The following is a 15,032-nucleotide window of genomic DNA, read 5'->3' on the forward strand; positions in this document are numbered from 1 at the left end:
CTAAATGAGTCGGCGCCGCACCCACGTCCTCCGCGTCGACCTCTCGGCGGGCGAGACCGCCCGCGAGCGCGTCCCGCGCGACTGGCGACGCGATTACGTCGGCGGAAAGGGCCTCGGGGCGCGCTACCTCTACGAGGAGCTGTCGCCGGGGACGGACCCGACGGGCCCGGGGAACCTCCTCGCGTTCTTCGTCGGCCCGCTCGCGGGGTTCCTCCCGGGAGAGACGCGCTACGCCGCGGTGACGAAGTCCCCGCTCACCGGCGCCTTCCTCGACTCCTACGCCGGCGGGGCGTTCGCGGACCGACTCGCCGGGTCGCTCGACGACTGCCTCGGGCTGCTCGTGACCGGCGCCGCCGACCGGCCGGTTCACGTCGAGATCGAGGGGGGAAGCGCCCGGATCGAGGCGAGCGACGCGTGGGGCGCCGACGCCGCCGAGACCGCGGCCCGGTTCCCGGACGCCGGGGTCGCCTGCGTCGGCCCGGCCGGCGAGCGCGAGGCGGTGTACGCGACGGTCGCGAGCGACGGCGGCGACCACCACGCGGGCCGCGGCGGCGCCGGCGCCGTGATGGGCGCGAAGCGGCTGAAGGCGGTCGTCGCCCGCGACCCCCCGCCGGCGGTCCCGGACGACCTCGCCGCGCTCCGGGACCGCGACGCGGCGGCGTACGGACGGGACGCGACGGGCGAGTGGCAGGCGGCCGGCGAGACGATCGAGACCGTCGACTACGCGAACGAGGTCGGCGTCCTCGCGGCCGAGGGGTGGACGGAGACCGGGTTCGACGGCACCGACGACATCGGCGTCGAGGCCGCGCTGGAACGCGCGACGGGCCGCGAAGCGGTCGGCGATCGCCGATCGCAAGACGACGGTGTCGGCGCCGTCGACGCCGAGGGCGCGGACGCGGCCGTCCCCGGCGGCTTCCGGATCGACACGCCCGACGGCGAGGTGGTCCCGCGCGGCGCGGCGCCGATCACGCTCGGCGCGGGGCTCGGTATCGACGACTTCGATCGGGTCGTCGAACTCTGCGGGGTCTGCGACCGACTCGGCCTCGACGTGATCGGCGCGGGCAACGCCGTCGCGTGGGCGATCCGCGCCGGCGAGGCGGACGTGATCGACTGTCCGATCGAGTTCGGCGACCCGGACGGCGCCCGCCGGCTGCTGGAGGCGATTGCGACACGCGAGCCCCCGGCCGACCTGGACGTGGCCCCCGGACTGCCGGACGCGCTCGCCGACGGGATCGACGCCGCCGCGGCCCGGTTCGGCGGCGAGGCGCTCGTACCCACGGTGAAGTCCATGGCGCTCCCCGGCTTCGACCCGCGCGCTGCGGTCGGCGTCGCGCTCGCGTACGCGACGAGCGACCGCGGTGCGTGCCACCGTCGGGCGCGCCCGCAGGACACCGAGCCGAGTGCTCGGCCCGGCCGGACGCCGACCGATCGAGTTCGTGACGTAGTCGGAGAACAGAACGCGCGGTCGGTGTTGTGGAGCCTCGTCGTCGACGACTTCGTCGGCGAGGCCGTCTGGACCGACCTGGGCGCGGAGTGGCTCTCGGCGATCGACCATCCGGCCGTCGCCGACGTCGGGCGCGACGGCGCGACTCGGGGTGACGCGGTCCGCGGATCTGATCCCGATACGCCGGCCGAACCGGATACACCGACCGACACCGACACGCCGACCGACACCGACACGCCGGCCGACCCGGTCGAGACGCTCGCGGAGACCGGCGAGCGGATCTGGACCCTCACCCGGCTGTTCAACGCCCGCGAGGGGTTCGATCGCGCGGACGACCGTCTCCCCGACCCGCTCCGGTCGCCGACGGCCGACGGGACGCCGGGAGTCGACGGCGACGCGTTCGGTCGGCTGCTGGACCGGTACTACGCGATGCGCGGGTGGGGCGACCGCGGGCTTCCGACGCCGGAGACGGTCGAGCGGCTCGGGCTCGCCGCGGTCGTCGACGACGCGACCCCGCTCGACGACGGGCCGATCGACCCCGCCGAGACGGCCCCGGAGGACTGACTCCCGCCGTCGCGGATCGCCGCCGTGGCGGTCCGGTCAGCGCTCGATCCCGCCCTGCTCTTTGATCCGCATGATGTGCCGGACGTTGAGGTATATCTCCTCGGGAGAGGTCTGCTCGTCGGGGTCGTACAGGTCCGACACGCGGTATAAGACGGCGGAGAGCTGCTTGCTCTCGGAGCTGTCGCCCCGCACGTCGGCCGCGATCTCCCGGAGGAACGCGCGGACCTCGTCGTCCTCCGGGAACTCGCCCGCCGCGGCGTCCGCGGCCGACTCGGGGACGACCGGGTCGACGCCGGCGGCGTCGAGAGGGTCGGCGTGCTCGTCGCCGCCCTCGTCGTCTCCGCTCTCCCCGCTCATCGCCCCTCGCTCACCCCGCGGCGGCGAACGACGCCGGCGTTGTTAGCGACGTTCTCGACGATCACCCGGAACGCGTCGGCGGTCTCGCCCTCCCCCAGAACCACCGGCTCGCCCTCGTCGCCGCCGGTGCGGACCGCGGGGTCGAGCGGGACGCCCCCCAAGAACGGGAGCTCGTGCTCCTGCGCCAGCGCCTTCCCGCCGCCGGAGCCGAAGATCTCGTGGAAGCCGCCGCAGTCGGGGCACCGGAAGCCGGCCATGTTCTCGGCGATCCCGAGCACGTTCGTGTCGTGTTTGCCGAACATCCGGAGCCCCTTCACCGCGTCGTCGAGCGCGACCTCCTGCGGCGTCGTGACGATCACGGCGCCCGTCAGCGGGAGCGTCTGGAGGATCGTGAGCTGGGTGTCGCCCGTCCCCGGCGGCAGGTCCATCACGACGTAGTCCAACTCGCCCCACTCCACGTCCTCGACGAGCTGGGTGATGATCTTGTGGACCATCGGCCCGCGCCAGATGACCGGGTCGTCCTCGCCGGTGAGGAAGTCCATGCTCATCAGCTTCACGCCGAAGCGCTCCGGCGGGACGATCGCCTCGCCGTCGGTCTGCGGGCGCTCCTCGGCCGAGACCATCCGCGGGACGTTCGGCCCGTAGACGTCGGCGTCGAACAGCCCGACGCGCGCGCCGAGCTCCGAGAGCCCCGCAGCGATGTTCACGGCCATCGTCGACTTGCCGACGCCGCCCTTCCCCGAGGCGACCGCGATCACGTTCTTCACGCCGGGTAACACCTGCTCGTCGGCGTCCAGTTCGTCCGGGATCGACGCCGAGAGCGACACCTCCAAGCCCGTGTCGGCGAGCGCCGCCCGGACGTCCTCGGCGATCGCCGACTCGTGGGGTGAGAAGGGAGCGCCGAGCGCGAGCGAGACGTGGACCGTCCCGTCCGCCCCGTCGACGGCGACGTCGTTCACGAGACCGAGCGAGACGATGTCGTCCCCGAGGTCGGGGTCCTCGACGTCCGCGAGCCGCTCCCGCACGTCCGCTTCGTTCATACCTAGAGGGAGGACGGTGGGGCGAATAAGGGTTCTGTCCCCCGATCAGTCGACCCGGGTGCCGGCGTCGCCCCCCCGCAGGAACGGCGCCAACCCGTCGGCGCCGAACACGTGCGCCGGCGCGTCGAGCGCCAGGAGCTCCCGCACCTTCGCCGCCATGCCCCCGGAGACGTCGGTCGCGTCGCTCGCGCCGAGGGCGTCGGCGACCGCGTCGAACGAGTCGATGGCGGGGATCACGTCGCCGTCGGCGTCGAGGACGCCCGGGACGGTCGAGCAGACCCCCACCCGGCGCGCACCGAGCCCGGCGGCGAGCTCGACGACCAGCTCGTCGCCGGAGACGACGGTGACCCCCTCGCCCGCGGTCGCGACACCGTCGCCGTGGAGCACGGGGACGAACCCCTCGCCGAGCAGCGTCGCAGTCGAAGAGAGCGGGAGGTCGAGGCCGCCGTCGACCCCCTCGGCACGGGCCGACAGCGACAGCGGATGAACCGGCACCGCGGGCACGTCGCGGTCGTGGAGCCGGTCGAGCACCGCCCGGTTCAGGGTCGTCATCGCGCCGTGGACGTCCATCACCGCCGCGGGGTCGCGAGTCCCCGCGGTGGTCGACACGCCGTGCTCGCTGGCGTGGTGGTGGCCGAAGCTCCCGCCGCCGTGGACGACGACGAGCCGCTCGACCGATCCGTCGGCGAGGGCGTCAGCGATCGCGTCGCAGGCGGCGGCGAGGGCGTCGTCGTCGAGCGTCTCGGGCCGGTCCTTCTCCGTGATCAGGCTCCCGCCGAGCTTGAGCACGACTGGGGGCGTCGAACCGCCGGCGTCGGGGGCGGGTCCGTCGCCCGTCACGACTCCACCACCCGGACGCCCTCGGTCGCGAGCTCAGCTCGGAACGCGTCCTCGCAGCCCTGCGTGAACGAGAGCGCGGTCTCCGTCGAGCCCGTCTCGTCCAGCGCGACGATACAGCCGCCGCCGCCCGCGCCGGTGAGCTTCGCGCCGTGCGCCCCCGCGTCCCGGGCCGCCCACACCATCGAATCGAGCGACCGCGCCGAGACGCCGAGCGCGGCGAGCAGCCCGTGGTTGAAGTCCATCAGCTCGCCGAGCTCCGCGAGCAGCTCCGGCGACGGCTCCGCGTCCGGTTCGGCGTCCGCGAGCAGTCCTTCGCCGGTCCGGACGACGTCGCCGATCGACTCGACGGTGTCGGCGGCGAACCCGTACTCCTCGCGCAGTTCGCCGACGCCGGCCACGAGCTCGCCGGTGTCGCCGGCGCCACCGTCGAAGCCGACGACGAACGGCAGGTTCGGCGCCGCGATCGGCTCGCAGTCGTCGCCCTCGACGCGGACAGCGCCGCCCATCGTCGAGCAGAAGGTGTCGGCGCGGGAGGCCTGCCCGTCCTGCACCTCGTGCTCGGCGCGGTACGCGCGGTCGGCCAGCTCCCGGCGGTCGAGCGGCTCGCCGAGCGCCCGCGTCGCGGCGTCGATCCCCGCGACGACGACGGCGGCCGAGGAGCCGAGCCCGGCCCCGAGCGGGATGTCGCTCTCGACGGTGATGTCGAAGCCGGCCTCGGGCGCGTCGGCCGCGTCCCGGGCCTGTCGCACCGCGGCGTCGACGTACCCCATCGCGGCCTCGACCAGCGGCGTCGGCACGTCGACGTCGGGGCGGTCGTCGGTGCCGCCGGTGTACTCCACGGTGAACCCGTCCAGCGAGAGGTCCTCGGCCTCGACGCGGACGTGGTCGTCCGCCCGCGGCTCGGCGGTCACGGCGGCGCGCCGCTCGATCGCGGCCGGCACGGCCGGCTCGCCGTAGACGACGGCGTGTTCGCCGAAGAGGTACACCTTCCCCGGCGCTTCACAGACGGTCATACGAACTCCCTCTCTCCGGGGGCTTACAGGCGTTGCGCTTGCCGGGCGGTCGCGTTCGGGGGTCGGGCTCGGACGGCGAGCCCTTCCGACCCCGTCACCTTTTCGACGCCGGGCCGCGTCGCCTGGGCCATGACGCAGATTCCGTCGCTGCTCGCGCGGTCGATCGCGAACTTCGTCGACGGCGTCGCGGTCGCGATCCCGCGGCTGCTCTCGGGACTTGTCTTCCTGACGCTGGCGTATGTGACGGTCCGAATCGTCCTCTCGCTCGTCCGGACCTCGATCGAACGAGTGTACGTCGGCGACCGCGAGCTGGTGGGCGACCTCATCGTCACCCTCGCGGCGGTCTTCCTGTGGTTCGGCGTCGCGCTGACGTTCCTGAAAGTCGTGGGCATGGGCGACATCGCGGCGAGCCTCGGCACCGCCGTCGGCTTCATCGCGCTGGGCGTCTCGTACGCGCTCTCGGAGATGATCGAGGACACCGTGGCGGGCGTCTACCTCCTTCGTGACCCCGACTTCAACGTGGGGTACCGCGTCGAGGCGAAGGGCGTGACCGGCACGGTCGCGGCCATCGAACTCCGGAAGACCCGGATCGACACGGACGCGGGCGACCGCGTCGTGCTCGCGAACCGGGAGATCGAGCCGCGCTGGACGCACGACATCCCAGACGAGGAGCCCTGATTTCGCAAGCTGAGCGAGGGAATACACCCAATACTTATTAATTCAGTCTGAGATATTCGACGCATGTCCTCCGAAGAAGACGCGAGCGCCGGGGAAACGGTCGACGGAGACACGACTCTCGCCGCCCTCTCGCACGCGTCGGCGCTGGTCGCTTCGTTCCTGGGACCGCTGTTGTTCCTGGTGCTCGCGGACGACGACGACGATCTCGTCAAGCGGAACGCCAAGAACTCCCTCAACTTCCAGATCGTCGTGTTGGTCGCGCTCGTCGTCGCCGGACTTCTCAGCTTCGTCTTTATCGGGATCCTGCTGTTCCCGCTCATCGGCATCATCGACGTCGTGTTGGTACTGATCGCCACGGTGAAAGCCAACGAGGGACAGGTCTACTCGTACCCGTACACGCCGGATATTCTCTGAGGACCGCGCGGCGACCCCGTTCGCGTCCTCGCCTTCCACGTTCGAGCCCTCCCTTCCGCTTCCGAGAACGCTCGCTGATCGGTCGGGACCGCGATAGTGACGAGGGGAGCGGCGGCTCAGGGGGACGGAGGCGTCGGAAAAGTCGAACTCGACGTCGACGGCCGGTTACAGCTCGTCTTCGAAGTCGTCGAGGGCGAAGACGGTGTCGGCGCCGCGGCGGTCGAGCGTCTCGTTGGCGAGCAGCCAGTAGACGACCGACAGCGCGCGTCGACCCTTGTTGTTCGTCGGGATGACGAGGTCGACGTTCGACAGCTGGTTGTTGGAGTCGCACATCGCGATGACCGGGATGCCGACGGTGATGGCCTCCTTGACGGCCTGCGCGTCGCCGATCGGGTCGGTCACCACGACGACGTCCGGCTCGATGTAGCCGGCGTAGTCGGGGTTCGTCAGCGTGCCGGGGATGAAGCGTCCCGTGCGGGCGCGGGCGCCGATGGCGTCCGCGAACTTCTCGGCCGGGAACCGACCGTACTGCCGCGAGGACGTGACGAGGATCTGTTCGGGGTTGTAGTCCGAAAGGAAGTCCGCCGCGGTGCGGATCCGCCGGTCCGTCGTGCTCACGTCGAGCACGTACAGGCCGTCGTCGCGGACGCGGTGGATGAACCGCTCCATGTCCTTCGTCTTCTGCTGGGTCCCGATGTGGACACCCGCGGAGAGGTAGTCCTCGACCGGGATCAGCAGGTCGACGTCGTCGTCGGGCATGACGTCGTCGTCGAACGGGGAGGCCTCCTCCTCGTCCGCGGCGTCGTCGCCCGCGTCCTCCGTCGCGTCGGCCTCGGCGGCCTCGTCGGGTTCGGCGTCGGCGGACGCCCCAGTTTCGGCGTCGGCGGACGCCCCGTCGGCGGCCGCGTCGGCGGTCGGTTCCTCTGTCGTGTCGGCCTCCTCCTCGACCGCCGCGTCGACCGCCTCGGTCTCCGCGTCGTCGTCGAGTTCGACCGCGTCGTTGTCTTCGCTCATGCGTGGTGTGGGCCCGTCATACCGCGTCGTCCGCGATGCGGACCAGTTCGTTCAGCTTGGCGGTGCGCTCGCCGCCGACCGTGCCGGTCTTGATGTAGCCGGCGTCGGTCGCCACGGCGAGGTGTGCGATGGTGGTGTCCTCCGTCTCGCCCGAGCGGTGGGAGATGACGGTCTCGTACCCGTTGCGGGCGGCGAGCTCGACCGCGTCGAACGCGTCCGACAGCGTCCCGATCTGGTTCGGCTTGATCAGGATGCTGTTTGCGGCGCCGACGTCGATCCCCTCTTGGAGCCGCTCGACGTTGGTGACGAACAGGTCGTCGCCGCAGATCAGCGTCCGGTCGCCGACCCGGTCGGTCAGCTCCGCGAACGCCTCGTAATCGTTCTCGTCGAGCGGGTCCTCGACGTACGCGAGGTCGTACTCGTCGACGAGGCCGGCGACGTATTCGACCTGCTCGTCGGTCGACTTCGTCTCGTCGCCGTACACGTACGACTCGGTGTCGTCGTCGTACAGCTCGGCCGCCGCCATGTCGAGCCCGAAGCGGATCTCGAAGCCGACCTCGTCCTCGACGCGGTCGACGGCCTCCTCAACGACCTCGAACGCGTCGGCGTCCGAGATGGGGGGCGCCCACGCGCCCTCGTCGCCCTTCGCGGCCGGCACGCCGCGCTCGTCGAGTACGTCCGCGACCGCCGCGTGGACCGCGGCGTTCGCGAAGACGGCCTCCGAGACGCTGGGCGCGCCGACGGGCGCCGCGAGGAACTCCTGGATGTGGGTCGCCTCCTTGGCGTGCTCCCCGCCGCCGACGACGTTGCCGAGCGGGATCGGGAAGTTCTCGCCGCGGAACGCGCCCCCGAGGTGCTGGTACAGCGGCGCACCGAGCACGTCGGCGGCGGCCTTCGCGGCCGCCATCGAGATGGCGACGGCGCTGTTGGCGCCGATGTTCGAGAAGTCGTCCGTGCCGTCGGCCGCCCGGAGAGCGTTGTCGACGGCGCGCTGGTCGCCCGCGTACAGGCCTTCCAGCCGCGGCACGGCGTGTTCGCGGGCCTTCGCGATCGACTCGCTGGCGGGCAGTTCGATCGCCTCGTACTCGCCGGTGGACGCCCCGCTGGGCGCGGCCCCGCGGCCGAAGCCGCCGGACTCCGTGAGCACGTCGGCCTCGACGGTGGCGTTTCCGCGGGAGTCGAGCACGCGACGCAGCGAGACGCTGGTGATTCGGGTCATCAGTTGGATTCCCTCCGAACGGTGAACGGGAGCGCACCCGCGTCGTACTCCTCGGCGGCGACGAGGATGGGCTCCGTCTGGTCCGTCTCGATCAGCACGGGCGCCCCGTAGGACACCTGCAGCGCTCGCGCGCCGAGAATTCGTGCCTTCTCGTATCGGTTGTATCTCTGTCCTGACATTATTACTGGTACGGCGAGACGACGTCGACGAGGTCGCGATGGCTGACCATCATCCGGCGGCAGCAGTGCCGGTCGACCCCGAGGTCGTCGAGCACTTCGCCCGGGTCCTCGTCGCCCTCGCGGGCGCGCTCCTTGAACTCCTCCCAGTGTTCACCGATGACGTTGCCGCACGTGAAACACCGGACGGGGATCATCATGACTGGATCACCTCAGCGGTAGGACTTCTGGTAGCGGGCACGCGCGCCCGGTCCGCCCCACTTCTTGGGTTCGGACTGGCGCACGTCGTTGACCAGCAGCGTGCGGTCGAAGTTCATGTACGCGTCGCGCAGCTCGGCGTCGCCGAGATGCTGGACGAGACCGCGCGCGATGGCGGTCCGCGTCGCGTCGGCCTGGCCGCTGAAGCCGCCGCCCTCGACGTTGATGTCGATGTCGACGCCGTCGCGGAGCTCTTCGCCCGCGATGCGGAACGGCTCCATCATCTTGAGCCGCGCCTGTTCCGGTTCGACCAGCTCGACTGGCTGGGAGTTGATGCGAACGCGACCCTCGCCGTCGCGCACGGTGGCGCGGGCGACGGCCGTCTTCTTCTTGCCTGAGGTGTTAGTTACCATGTGACGTTGGCTCCCAGAGACTCGGAGATGTCCCCGAGCGTCGTGAACTTGATGTTCGAGAGGCGGTCGAGCGAGGTGCCGTCGAGAACGACGGTCTCGGCGTCCTCGTCGCGCTCGTAGGGGTTGCCCACGTAGACGCGGACGTTCGAGAACGCCTCACGACCGTCCTCCGTCTTGTACGGCAGCATGCCGCGGATGGCACGCTTGAAGATCCGGTCGGGGCGCTTGGGGTAGTACGGCCCGCTGTCGGAGCCGAGCTCCGCGCGGGTGTGGTACGTCTCCATCGTCGCCTCCTCGTTGCCGGTGATGACCGCGCGCTCGGCGTTGACGACGGCGACCGTCTCGCCGTCGAGGACGCGCTGCGCGACCTTCGACGAGACGCGACCGAGGATGCAGTCGCGGGCGTCGACGACGACGTCCGCGTCTATCTTCGCGAGACTCATCGGATCACCCGGACGTTGCTCCCTTCGGGATTCTGTTCGATGAACTGTTCAAGCGACACCGCTTCGCCGGCTCGGTCGATCTTCGTGCGGGCGGTGCCCGAGAAGTCGACTGCGGCGACGGTGACGTTCTTTTCGAGCACACCGCTGCCCAGCACCTTGCCGGGGACGACGACCGTCTCGTCTTCCTGAGCGTACCGTTCGATGCGGCCCAGGTTGACCTCAGCGTGCGTGCGCCGTGGCTTCTCCAGTCGGTCGGCGATGTCCTGCCACACGTTGGCACCGGAATCGCGCGAGACCGACTTCAGATCGGCGATGAGGTTCTGTAGTTTCGGATTCGTCTTGCTACTCATAGCTGTCCCTCCTGAAGCGGAGAGTTAGTGAAAACGGAGTGCAGGGAGCAGGATTTGAACCTGCGGACCTCTACAGGACAGCGCCCTGAACGCTGCGCCGTTGGCCTGACTTGGCTATCCCTGCGTGCACTCCTGCGTAACCCGGCTCCCTTCAAACCACTTTCGGTCCCGCCGTCGGAACGACCCGACTCGAGCCCGGAGCGATCCGACGCGGCGTCGGATCGGGACGCGGCGCCGCGGCTCCGTGCAGGGGCGAGCGCCGGCCGCGTGATCTGAAGGTCCGTCATTACGTTAGACCGCGACTTTCGTCTGTAGTTCGTCCGCGCGCTCCTCGATGGAGTCGATCGCGCGGAGCAGCAGTTCCTCGACGCTGAACGACCCGTCCGTCTCGATGTGGAAGACGAACGCGCCGGGGACGTCCTCGACCGTGACCTCCTTCCCGGGGAACCGCTCCGAGAGGTCGTTGTCGAACTCGTCGGTGAGCTCGATGTCCCCCTCGGGCGTCTCGATGACGCCGCGGAGGATCCGTGGCTCGTCGTCGTCGAACTCGCCGAGGTCGCCCTCGACCGAGACGCGCTGGAGGTGGCGGTAGCCGACGGAGACGCCGCCCTGGTGTTTGGCGTGGTCTTTGCCGGTGTTCAGCACCGCGTCCGCCTCGAACTCCAGCCGCTGTCCCTCCTTCAGCTCGATGATCGGTACGTTCTCGTCGGCGACTCCGACGAGCGGGTCGGCGCTCTCGATGTCGCCGGAGTACGCCGTCGCCGGGCCCTCGACGTCGAGCGCGAGGGTGACCTCGTCGCCGACCTCGAAGTCGTCGAGCGGCGTCGTCAGGGGTACCAGTCCCAGTCGAAGCCCGATCATCTCGTCGAACATGACGGAGGAGTTCTCGACGAACCGGACGGTGTCGATCGAGAACGTCGGGACGTCGGCGATCATCGCGCGGCGGATACCGTTCGCGAACGCCGGCGTGAGCCCGCGGATCAGCACCCGCGCGCTGCGTTCGTCCCGTTCGACGTACTGGACGTCGAAGTCGTCTTCCGTCATGTCAGACTCGCTTGTTCTTGGGCGCCTTCGTCCCGTCGTGCGGGATCGGCGTGACGTCCTCGATGCGCCCGATCTCGACGCCCGCACGCGAGAGCGCGCGAATCGTCGCCTGTGCACCGGGACCGGTGGACTTGTTGAGGTTCCCGCCGGGGCCGCGCACGCGAACGTGCACGCCCTCCAGGCCGGCGTCCTTGACGCGCTCGGCGACGACCTCCGCCATCTGCATGGCGGCGTACGGCGACGCCTCGTCGCGGTTCTGCTTCACCACGGTGCCGCCGGACGACTTGGCAATCGTCTCGGCGCCCGTCTCGTCGGTGACCGTGATGAGCGTGTTGTTGAACGACGCGTACACGTGGGCGATGCCCCACTTTCCGTCCTCGGATTCACTCATGGTTGGTTACTCCTGTGACTCCGCGCGCTCGGGGTGGAGATCGTCCGCGAGCGGGCTCGTCTCGTCGAAGGCGATGGCGCCCTCGTCGTCCACGTCGACCTTCACCGAGGGGCGCGTGACGCGCGCGCCGTCGACGGTGATGTGGCCGTGAACGATGAACTGGCGGGCCTGCTGGGTCGAGGACGCGAACCCCTGTCTGTAGGCGACCGTCTGGAGACGGCGCTCGAGCAGGTCGGTCACGTCCAGCGAGAGGACCGCGGAGATGTCGTCGTTGTCGCCGAGGATGCCGATGCGGCGGAGCCGTGCGACGAACTCCGCGCCGGCCTCCTGGGCGGCGTCGACGTCGCCCTGGGCCTCGCCGAGCAGGCGACGCGCCTCGCGTCGCATGCTGCGCAGCTCGGACTGGGCGCGCCAGAACTCCTCTTTGTTCTTCAGACCGTACCGCGAGAGGAGGTCGGACTCCTCGGCGATGCGCTCGCCCTGGTACGGGTGATTCGGCGTCTCGTAGCCCTTCGTGTTCTTGCCGGTGCTCATTCGTCGTCAGCCTCCGCTTCCTCGGCCATCTCCTCGCGGATCTCCTCGACGTTGACGCCGATGGTGCCCTCGGACCGGCCCGTGGACTTCGTGCGCTGGCCGCGTACCTTCTGGCCGCGCTTGTGGCGAACGCCTTTGTACGATTCGATGACCTTCATCCGGTTGATGTCGTGGCGGCGCTTCTCGTTGACGTCGGTGCCGACGAGGTGCGTCGTCTCTCCGGAGTAGAAGTCGTTCTGTCTGTTCGTCATCCACGACGGGACGTGGTCTTCGAGGTTCTCGGCGATGTCGACCACCGCGTCGATGTCACCCTCGTCGAGGAGCCCGAACGTGGCGTTGCGGTCCACGTCGGCCTTCTCGGCGACCAGCCGCGCCGTGCGCGTGCCGATGCCGTCGAGTTCGGACAGGCTTCGCTCGACCGTCTTCGTCCCGTCGAGGTCAGCGCCCCCGATCCGGACGAAGTACTGGAGGTCTTCCTCCTCCTCCGGCGAGTCGTCCTGTGGTTCTTCCGTGCTCATGTGTTGGTTGTGGTGAGCCCTACCGGCGCGAATCCGGCGGTGCTCGGTCCGTTCGAGCGTTGCGGCGGGGATTCGAACCCCGGAGGCAGTGACGCCACAGAGTTAGCAACCCTGCGCCTTGGGCCAGGCTTGGCTACCGCAACTCGCGTCGTATCATCGCCCTCGTGGACTCGGGACCCGGTGCCCCTGCAGTTCGTGCATCAGTACGGTCCCGCTTTCGCTACTTAAACATCACGGAAGGGCGGAGCGAGTGTGCCCCGTTCGCACGGGTGTGAGAGGTTGACACTGGTGAACCGGAATCCGCCGAAGCCGCCGGGCCGCGGAACCCCCGCGTCGCGAGGGATTCCGTTTGGCGTACTGTTTAGTGGATGCCGCGGGTGGTCCGATTCATGAAGGCAGTCCAGTTCGATTCTCATGGCGACCGCGACGTGATCGAGTACGGCGAGTTCCCGGACCCCGAGCCCGACCGCGGCGAGGTCCTCGTGGACGTCAAAGCGGGCGCGCTGAATCACCTCGACATCTGGACACGCCGCGGGCTGCCGGGCGTCGACCTAGAGATGCCGCACGTCCCCGGCAGCGACGCGGCCGGCGTCGTCGAGGCGGTCGGCGAGGGCGTGACGCGGTTCGAGCCCGGCGACCGCGTCGCCGTGAGCGCGGGGGTCTCCTGCGGCGAGTGCGAGTTCTGCCGCCACGGCGAGGAGTCGCTGTGCCCCTCGTTCCACATCATCGGCGAGCACGTCCGCGGCGTCCACTCCGAGCTCGCGGCCGTCCCCGCGGAGAACCTCGTCCCGGTCCCCTCGGGCGTCGACTGGGAGGTCGCCGGCTCCGCCTCGCTCGTCTTCCAGACCGCGTGGCGGATGCTCCAGACCCGCGCGGACATCGAGGCCGGCGAGAAGGTGCTCGTGCTCGGCGCCTCCGGGGGCGTCGGTCACGCGGCCGTCCAGATCGCCGACCACGCGGGCTGTGAGGTGTTCGCGACCGCCTCCACCGAGGCAAAGCTCTCGCACGCCGAGGAGTGCGGCGCCGACCACGTCATCGACTACGAGGCGAACGACTTCGCCGAGGAGATCGCCGAGCTCACCGGCCGCCGCGGCGTCGACATCGTCGTCGATCACGTCGGCGAGGCGACGTATCCGAACTCCCTGAAGTCGATGGCGAAGGGCGGCCGGCTGGTCACCTGCGGGGCGACGACGGGACCGAACCCCGACGCGGAACTCAACCGCATCTTCTGGAACCAGCTGTCGGTCATCGGCTCGACGATGGCGACGCCCGGCGAGGTCGACGACGTCTTAGAGCTCGTCTGGGACGGCACCTTCGAGCCGCGCGTCCGCGAGACACTCCCGATGAGCGAGGCCGCGCGCGCCCACGAGATGATCGAGAACCGTGAGGGCTTTGGCAAGGTAGTGGTAAAACCGGACAGTGAGCTCTGAGACCGACGCGGACGGGGGCGCGGACGGCGGCTACGTCCACGTTCCGGAAGGCGAGAGCGGCGGCGAGGCCCCGACCGGAGAGACCCCGACCGGCGAGGAACCGGTGGCGGACGGCTTCGGCCGGAAGGGGTGGGCGCTGACGGCGGTGCTGTTCACCTGCGTCCTCGTCATCCCCGGGATCATCTACCTCTACCCGTACGTCGCGGGCTGGTTCGGGCTCCCCTTCTTCGCGACCTACCTCGCGCTGCCGCTCGTCCCCGCCGTCCTGCTCGGCGCCGTCGCCGTGTGGTCGATGACCGCGGCGACGCGGACCTCGTAGCCGGCGCCGAACGACAACCGTTTTGAACGCCACCCGCGGAGTAGCGATATGTTGATCACCGTCTCCGGCCCGCCGGGCAGCGGGAAGAGCACGAACGCCGCCGGGCTCGCCGACCGGCTCGGCGTGGACCACGTCTCCGGCGGCGACATCTTCCGCGAGATGGCGGCCGAACGCGACATGTCCCCGGTCGAGTTCAACGAGTTCGCCGAGGAGGACCCCACGTTCGACCGCAAGCTCGACCGCCGCCTCCGCGAGATCGCCACGACCCGTGACGAGCTGGTCCTGGAGTCGCGGCTCGCCGGGTGGCTCGCGGCCGACCACGCGGACTTCCGGTTCTGGTTCGACGCCCCCCTCTCGGTCCGCGCCGAGCGGATCGCCGAGCGAGAGGGGAAGCCCGTCGACCGCGCCGAAGCGGAGACGAAGCGCCGCGAGGACTCCGAGCGCAAGCGGTACGGCGAGTTCTACGGCATCGACATCGACGACCTCTCCATCTACGACGCCGCGTACAACACCGCCCGCTGGAGCCCCGACCGGTTCCTCGACGTGCTCGTCGCGACCGTCGAGGCGTACGACCCCGCGGCCGACGAGGGGAAGGCGCCGATCGAGGGCGTCAGCTACGACTTCTGAGTCAGC

The 15,032-nt window shown here is 70.2% G+C and carries 21 protein-coding genes and 2 tRNA genes; 6 read left to right on the plus strand and 17 right to left on the minus strand.

The genetic code is table 11. The features are described 5' to 3' along the window. Positions 1–4 precede the first annotated feature (4 nt). Positions 5–2,008 carry an aldehyde ferredoxin oxidoreductase family protein gene (locus B4V06_RS13440; protein ID WP_123112483.1) on the plus strand — a complete coding sequence of 668 codons (2,004 nt, stop codon included), beginning with the start codon at positions 5–7 and terminating at the stop codon, positions 2,006–2,008. 36 nt (positions 2,009–2,044) lie between these two features. On the opposite strand, the gene B4V06_RS13445 is transcribed toward B4V06_RS13440, so the two are convergent. From B4V06_RS13445 to mvk, 4 genes are read right to left on the minus strand one after another with little or no spacing between them, the layout of a single operon-like run. Beyond that, entirely contained in the window at positions 2,045–2,365 is a 321-nt protein-coding gene (locus tag B4V06_RS13445) for a DUF7976 family protein (RefSeq protein ID WP_123112484.1), read from the minus strand. After that, on the minus strand, positions 2,362–3,405 hold the full coding sequence (locus B4V06_RS13450; protein ID WP_498170207.1) for an Mrp/NBP35 family ATP-binding protein: 1,044 nt from the start codon (positions 3,403–3,405) through the stop codon (positions 2,362–2,364). Before B4V06_RS13450 ends, B4V06_RS13445 begins: the two co-directional genes overlap by 4 nt. Before the next feature lie 45 nt (positions 3,406–3,450). Continuing rightward, positions 3,451–4,245 carry an isopentenyl phosphate kinase gene (locus tag B4V06_RS13455; protein ID WP_498170208.1) on the minus strand — a complete coding sequence of 265 codons (795 nt, stop codon included), beginning with the start codon at positions 4,243–4,245 and terminating at the stop codon, positions 3,451–3,453. Further along, complete coding sequence (gene mvk / locus B4V06_RS13460; RefSeq protein ID WP_123112487.1) at positions 4,242–5,258, minus strand: mevalonate kinase; 1,017 nt, start codon at positions 5,256–5,258, stop codon at positions 4,242–4,244. The genes B4V06_RS13455 and mvk overlap by 4 nt, the downstream gene beginning before the upstream one ends. A 129-nt stretch (positions 5,259–5,387) precedes the next feature. Here mvk and B4V06_RS13465 point away from each other — a divergent pair, with 129 nt between their 5' ends. Both B4V06_RS13465 and B4V06_RS13470 read left to right on the plus strand, forming a co-directional pair. After that, positions 5,388–5,936, plus strand: coding sequence for a mechanosensitive ion channel domain-containing protein (locus tag B4V06_RS13465; RefSeq protein WP_123112488.1), 549 nt, complete (start codon positions 5,388–5,390; stop codon positions 5,934–5,936). 63 nt (positions 5,937–5,999) lie between these two features. Then, complete coding sequence (locus B4V06_RS13470) at positions 6,000–6,350, plus strand: DUF4870 domain-containing protein (protein WP_123112489.1); 351 nt, start codon at positions 6,000–6,002, stop codon at positions 6,348–6,350. Between the two features lie 165 nt (positions 6,351–6,515). Here the strand turns inward: B4V06_RS13470 and rpsB are convergent, their stop codons facing one another. From rpsB to B4V06_RS13535, 13 genes are all read right to left on the minus strand, one after another. Continuing rightward, a complete protein-coding gene (gene rpsB, locus B4V06_RS13475) occupies positions 6,516–7,364 on the minus strand; it encodes a 30S ribosomal protein S2 (RefSeq protein ID WP_498170210.1) in 849 nt (282 codons plus the stop codon). A gap of 16 nt (positions 7,365–7,380) precedes the next feature. Further along, entirely contained in the window at positions 7,381–8,583 is a 1,203-nt protein-coding gene (gene eno, locus B4V06_RS13480) for a phosphopyruvate hydratase (RefSeq protein WP_123112491.1), read from the minus strand. Beyond that, entirely contained in the window at positions 8,583–8,762 is a 180-nt protein-coding gene (locus B4V06_RS13485; protein ID WP_008008427.1) for a DNA-directed RNA polymerase subunit K, read from the minus strand. Before B4V06_RS13485 ends, eno begins: the two co-directional genes overlap by 1 nt. A gap of 2 nt (positions 8,763–8,764) precedes the next feature. After that, the gene (locus B4V06_RS13490; protein ID WP_123112492.1) at positions 8,765–8,959 is read right to left on the minus strand and encodes a DNA-directed RNA polymerase subunit N; all 195 of its coding nucleotides are present in this window, start codon (positions 8,957–8,959) and stop codon (positions 8,765–8,767) included. A gap of 12 nt (positions 8,960–8,971) precedes the next feature. Then, a complete protein-coding gene (locus B4V06_RS13495; protein WP_123112493.1) occupies positions 8,972–9,370 on the minus strand; it encodes a 30S ribosomal protein S9 in 399 nt (132 codons plus the stop codon). Further along, positions 9,364–9,813, minus strand: coding sequence for a 50S ribosomal protein L13 (locus B4V06_RS13500; RefSeq protein WP_123112494.1), 450 nt, complete (start codon positions 9,811–9,813; stop codon positions 9,364–9,366). The genes B4V06_RS13495 and B4V06_RS13500 overlap by 7 nt, the downstream gene beginning before the upstream one ends. Beyond that, entirely contained in the window at positions 9,810–10,163 is a 354-nt protein-coding gene (locus B4V06_RS13505; protein WP_092564725.1) for a 50S ribosomal protein L18e, read from the minus strand. The genes B4V06_RS13500 and B4V06_RS13505 overlap by 4 nt, the downstream gene beginning before the upstream one ends. 39 nt (positions 10,164–10,202) lie before the next feature. After that, a tRNA-Leu gene (locus B4V06_RS13510) sits at positions 10,203–10,287 on the minus strand. 167 nt (positions 10,288–10,454) lie between these two features. Next, complete coding sequence (locus B4V06_RS13515) at positions 10,455–11,207, minus strand: DNA-directed RNA polymerase subunit D (RefSeq protein ID WP_123112495.1); 753 nt, start codon at positions 11,205–11,207, stop codon at positions 10,455–10,457. A gap of 1 nt (position 11,208) precedes the next feature. After that, on the minus strand, positions 11,209–11,598 hold the full coding sequence (locus B4V06_RS13520) for a 30S ribosomal protein S11 (protein ID WP_004046448.1): 390 nt from the start codon (positions 11,596–11,598) through the stop codon (positions 11,209–11,211). A 6-nt stretch (positions 11,599–11,604) separates the two neighbouring features. Beyond that, on the minus strand, positions 11,605–12,132 hold the full coding sequence (locus B4V06_RS13525) for a 30S ribosomal protein S4 (protein ID WP_092564730.1): 528 nt from the start codon (positions 12,130–12,132) through the stop codon (positions 11,605–11,607). Then, entirely contained in the window at positions 12,129–12,650 is a 522-nt protein-coding gene (locus B4V06_RS13530; RefSeq protein WP_123112496.1) for a 30S ribosomal protein S13, read from the minus strand. The genes B4V06_RS13525 and B4V06_RS13530 overlap by 4 nt, the downstream gene beginning before the upstream one ends. Positions 12,651–12,707: 57 nt before the next feature. Further along, positions 12,708–12,793, minus strand: a tRNA-Ser gene (locus B4V06_RS13535). 246 nt (positions 12,794–13,039) lie between these two features. On the opposite strand from B4V06_RS13535, the gene B4V06_RS13540 reads away from it, so the two are divergent. Genes B4V06_RS13540 through cmk form a run of 3 tightly spaced genes read left to right on the plus strand, consistent with a single transcriptional unit; the run spans position 13,040 to position 15,026 of the window. After that, a complete protein-coding gene (locus B4V06_RS13540) occupies positions 13,040–14,080 on the plus strand; it encodes a zinc-binding dehydrogenase (RefSeq protein WP_123112497.1) in 1,041 nt (346 codons plus the stop codon). After that, a complete protein-coding gene (locus B4V06_RS13545) occupies positions 14,070–14,399 on the plus strand; it encodes a DUF7977 family protein (RefSeq protein WP_123112498.1) in 330 nt (109 codons plus the stop codon). The genes B4V06_RS13540 and B4V06_RS13545 overlap by 11 nt, the downstream gene beginning before the upstream one ends. 48 nt (positions 14,400–14,447) lie before the next feature. After that, positions 14,448–15,026, plus strand: coding sequence for a (d)CMP kinase (gene cmk, locus B4V06_RS13550; protein WP_123112499.1), 579 nt, complete (start codon positions 14,448–14,450; stop codon positions 15,024–15,026). The last annotated feature ends 6 nt before the right edge of the window (positions 15,027–15,032 follow it).

This window comes from Halorubrum sp. B53 (assembly GCF_059752395.1).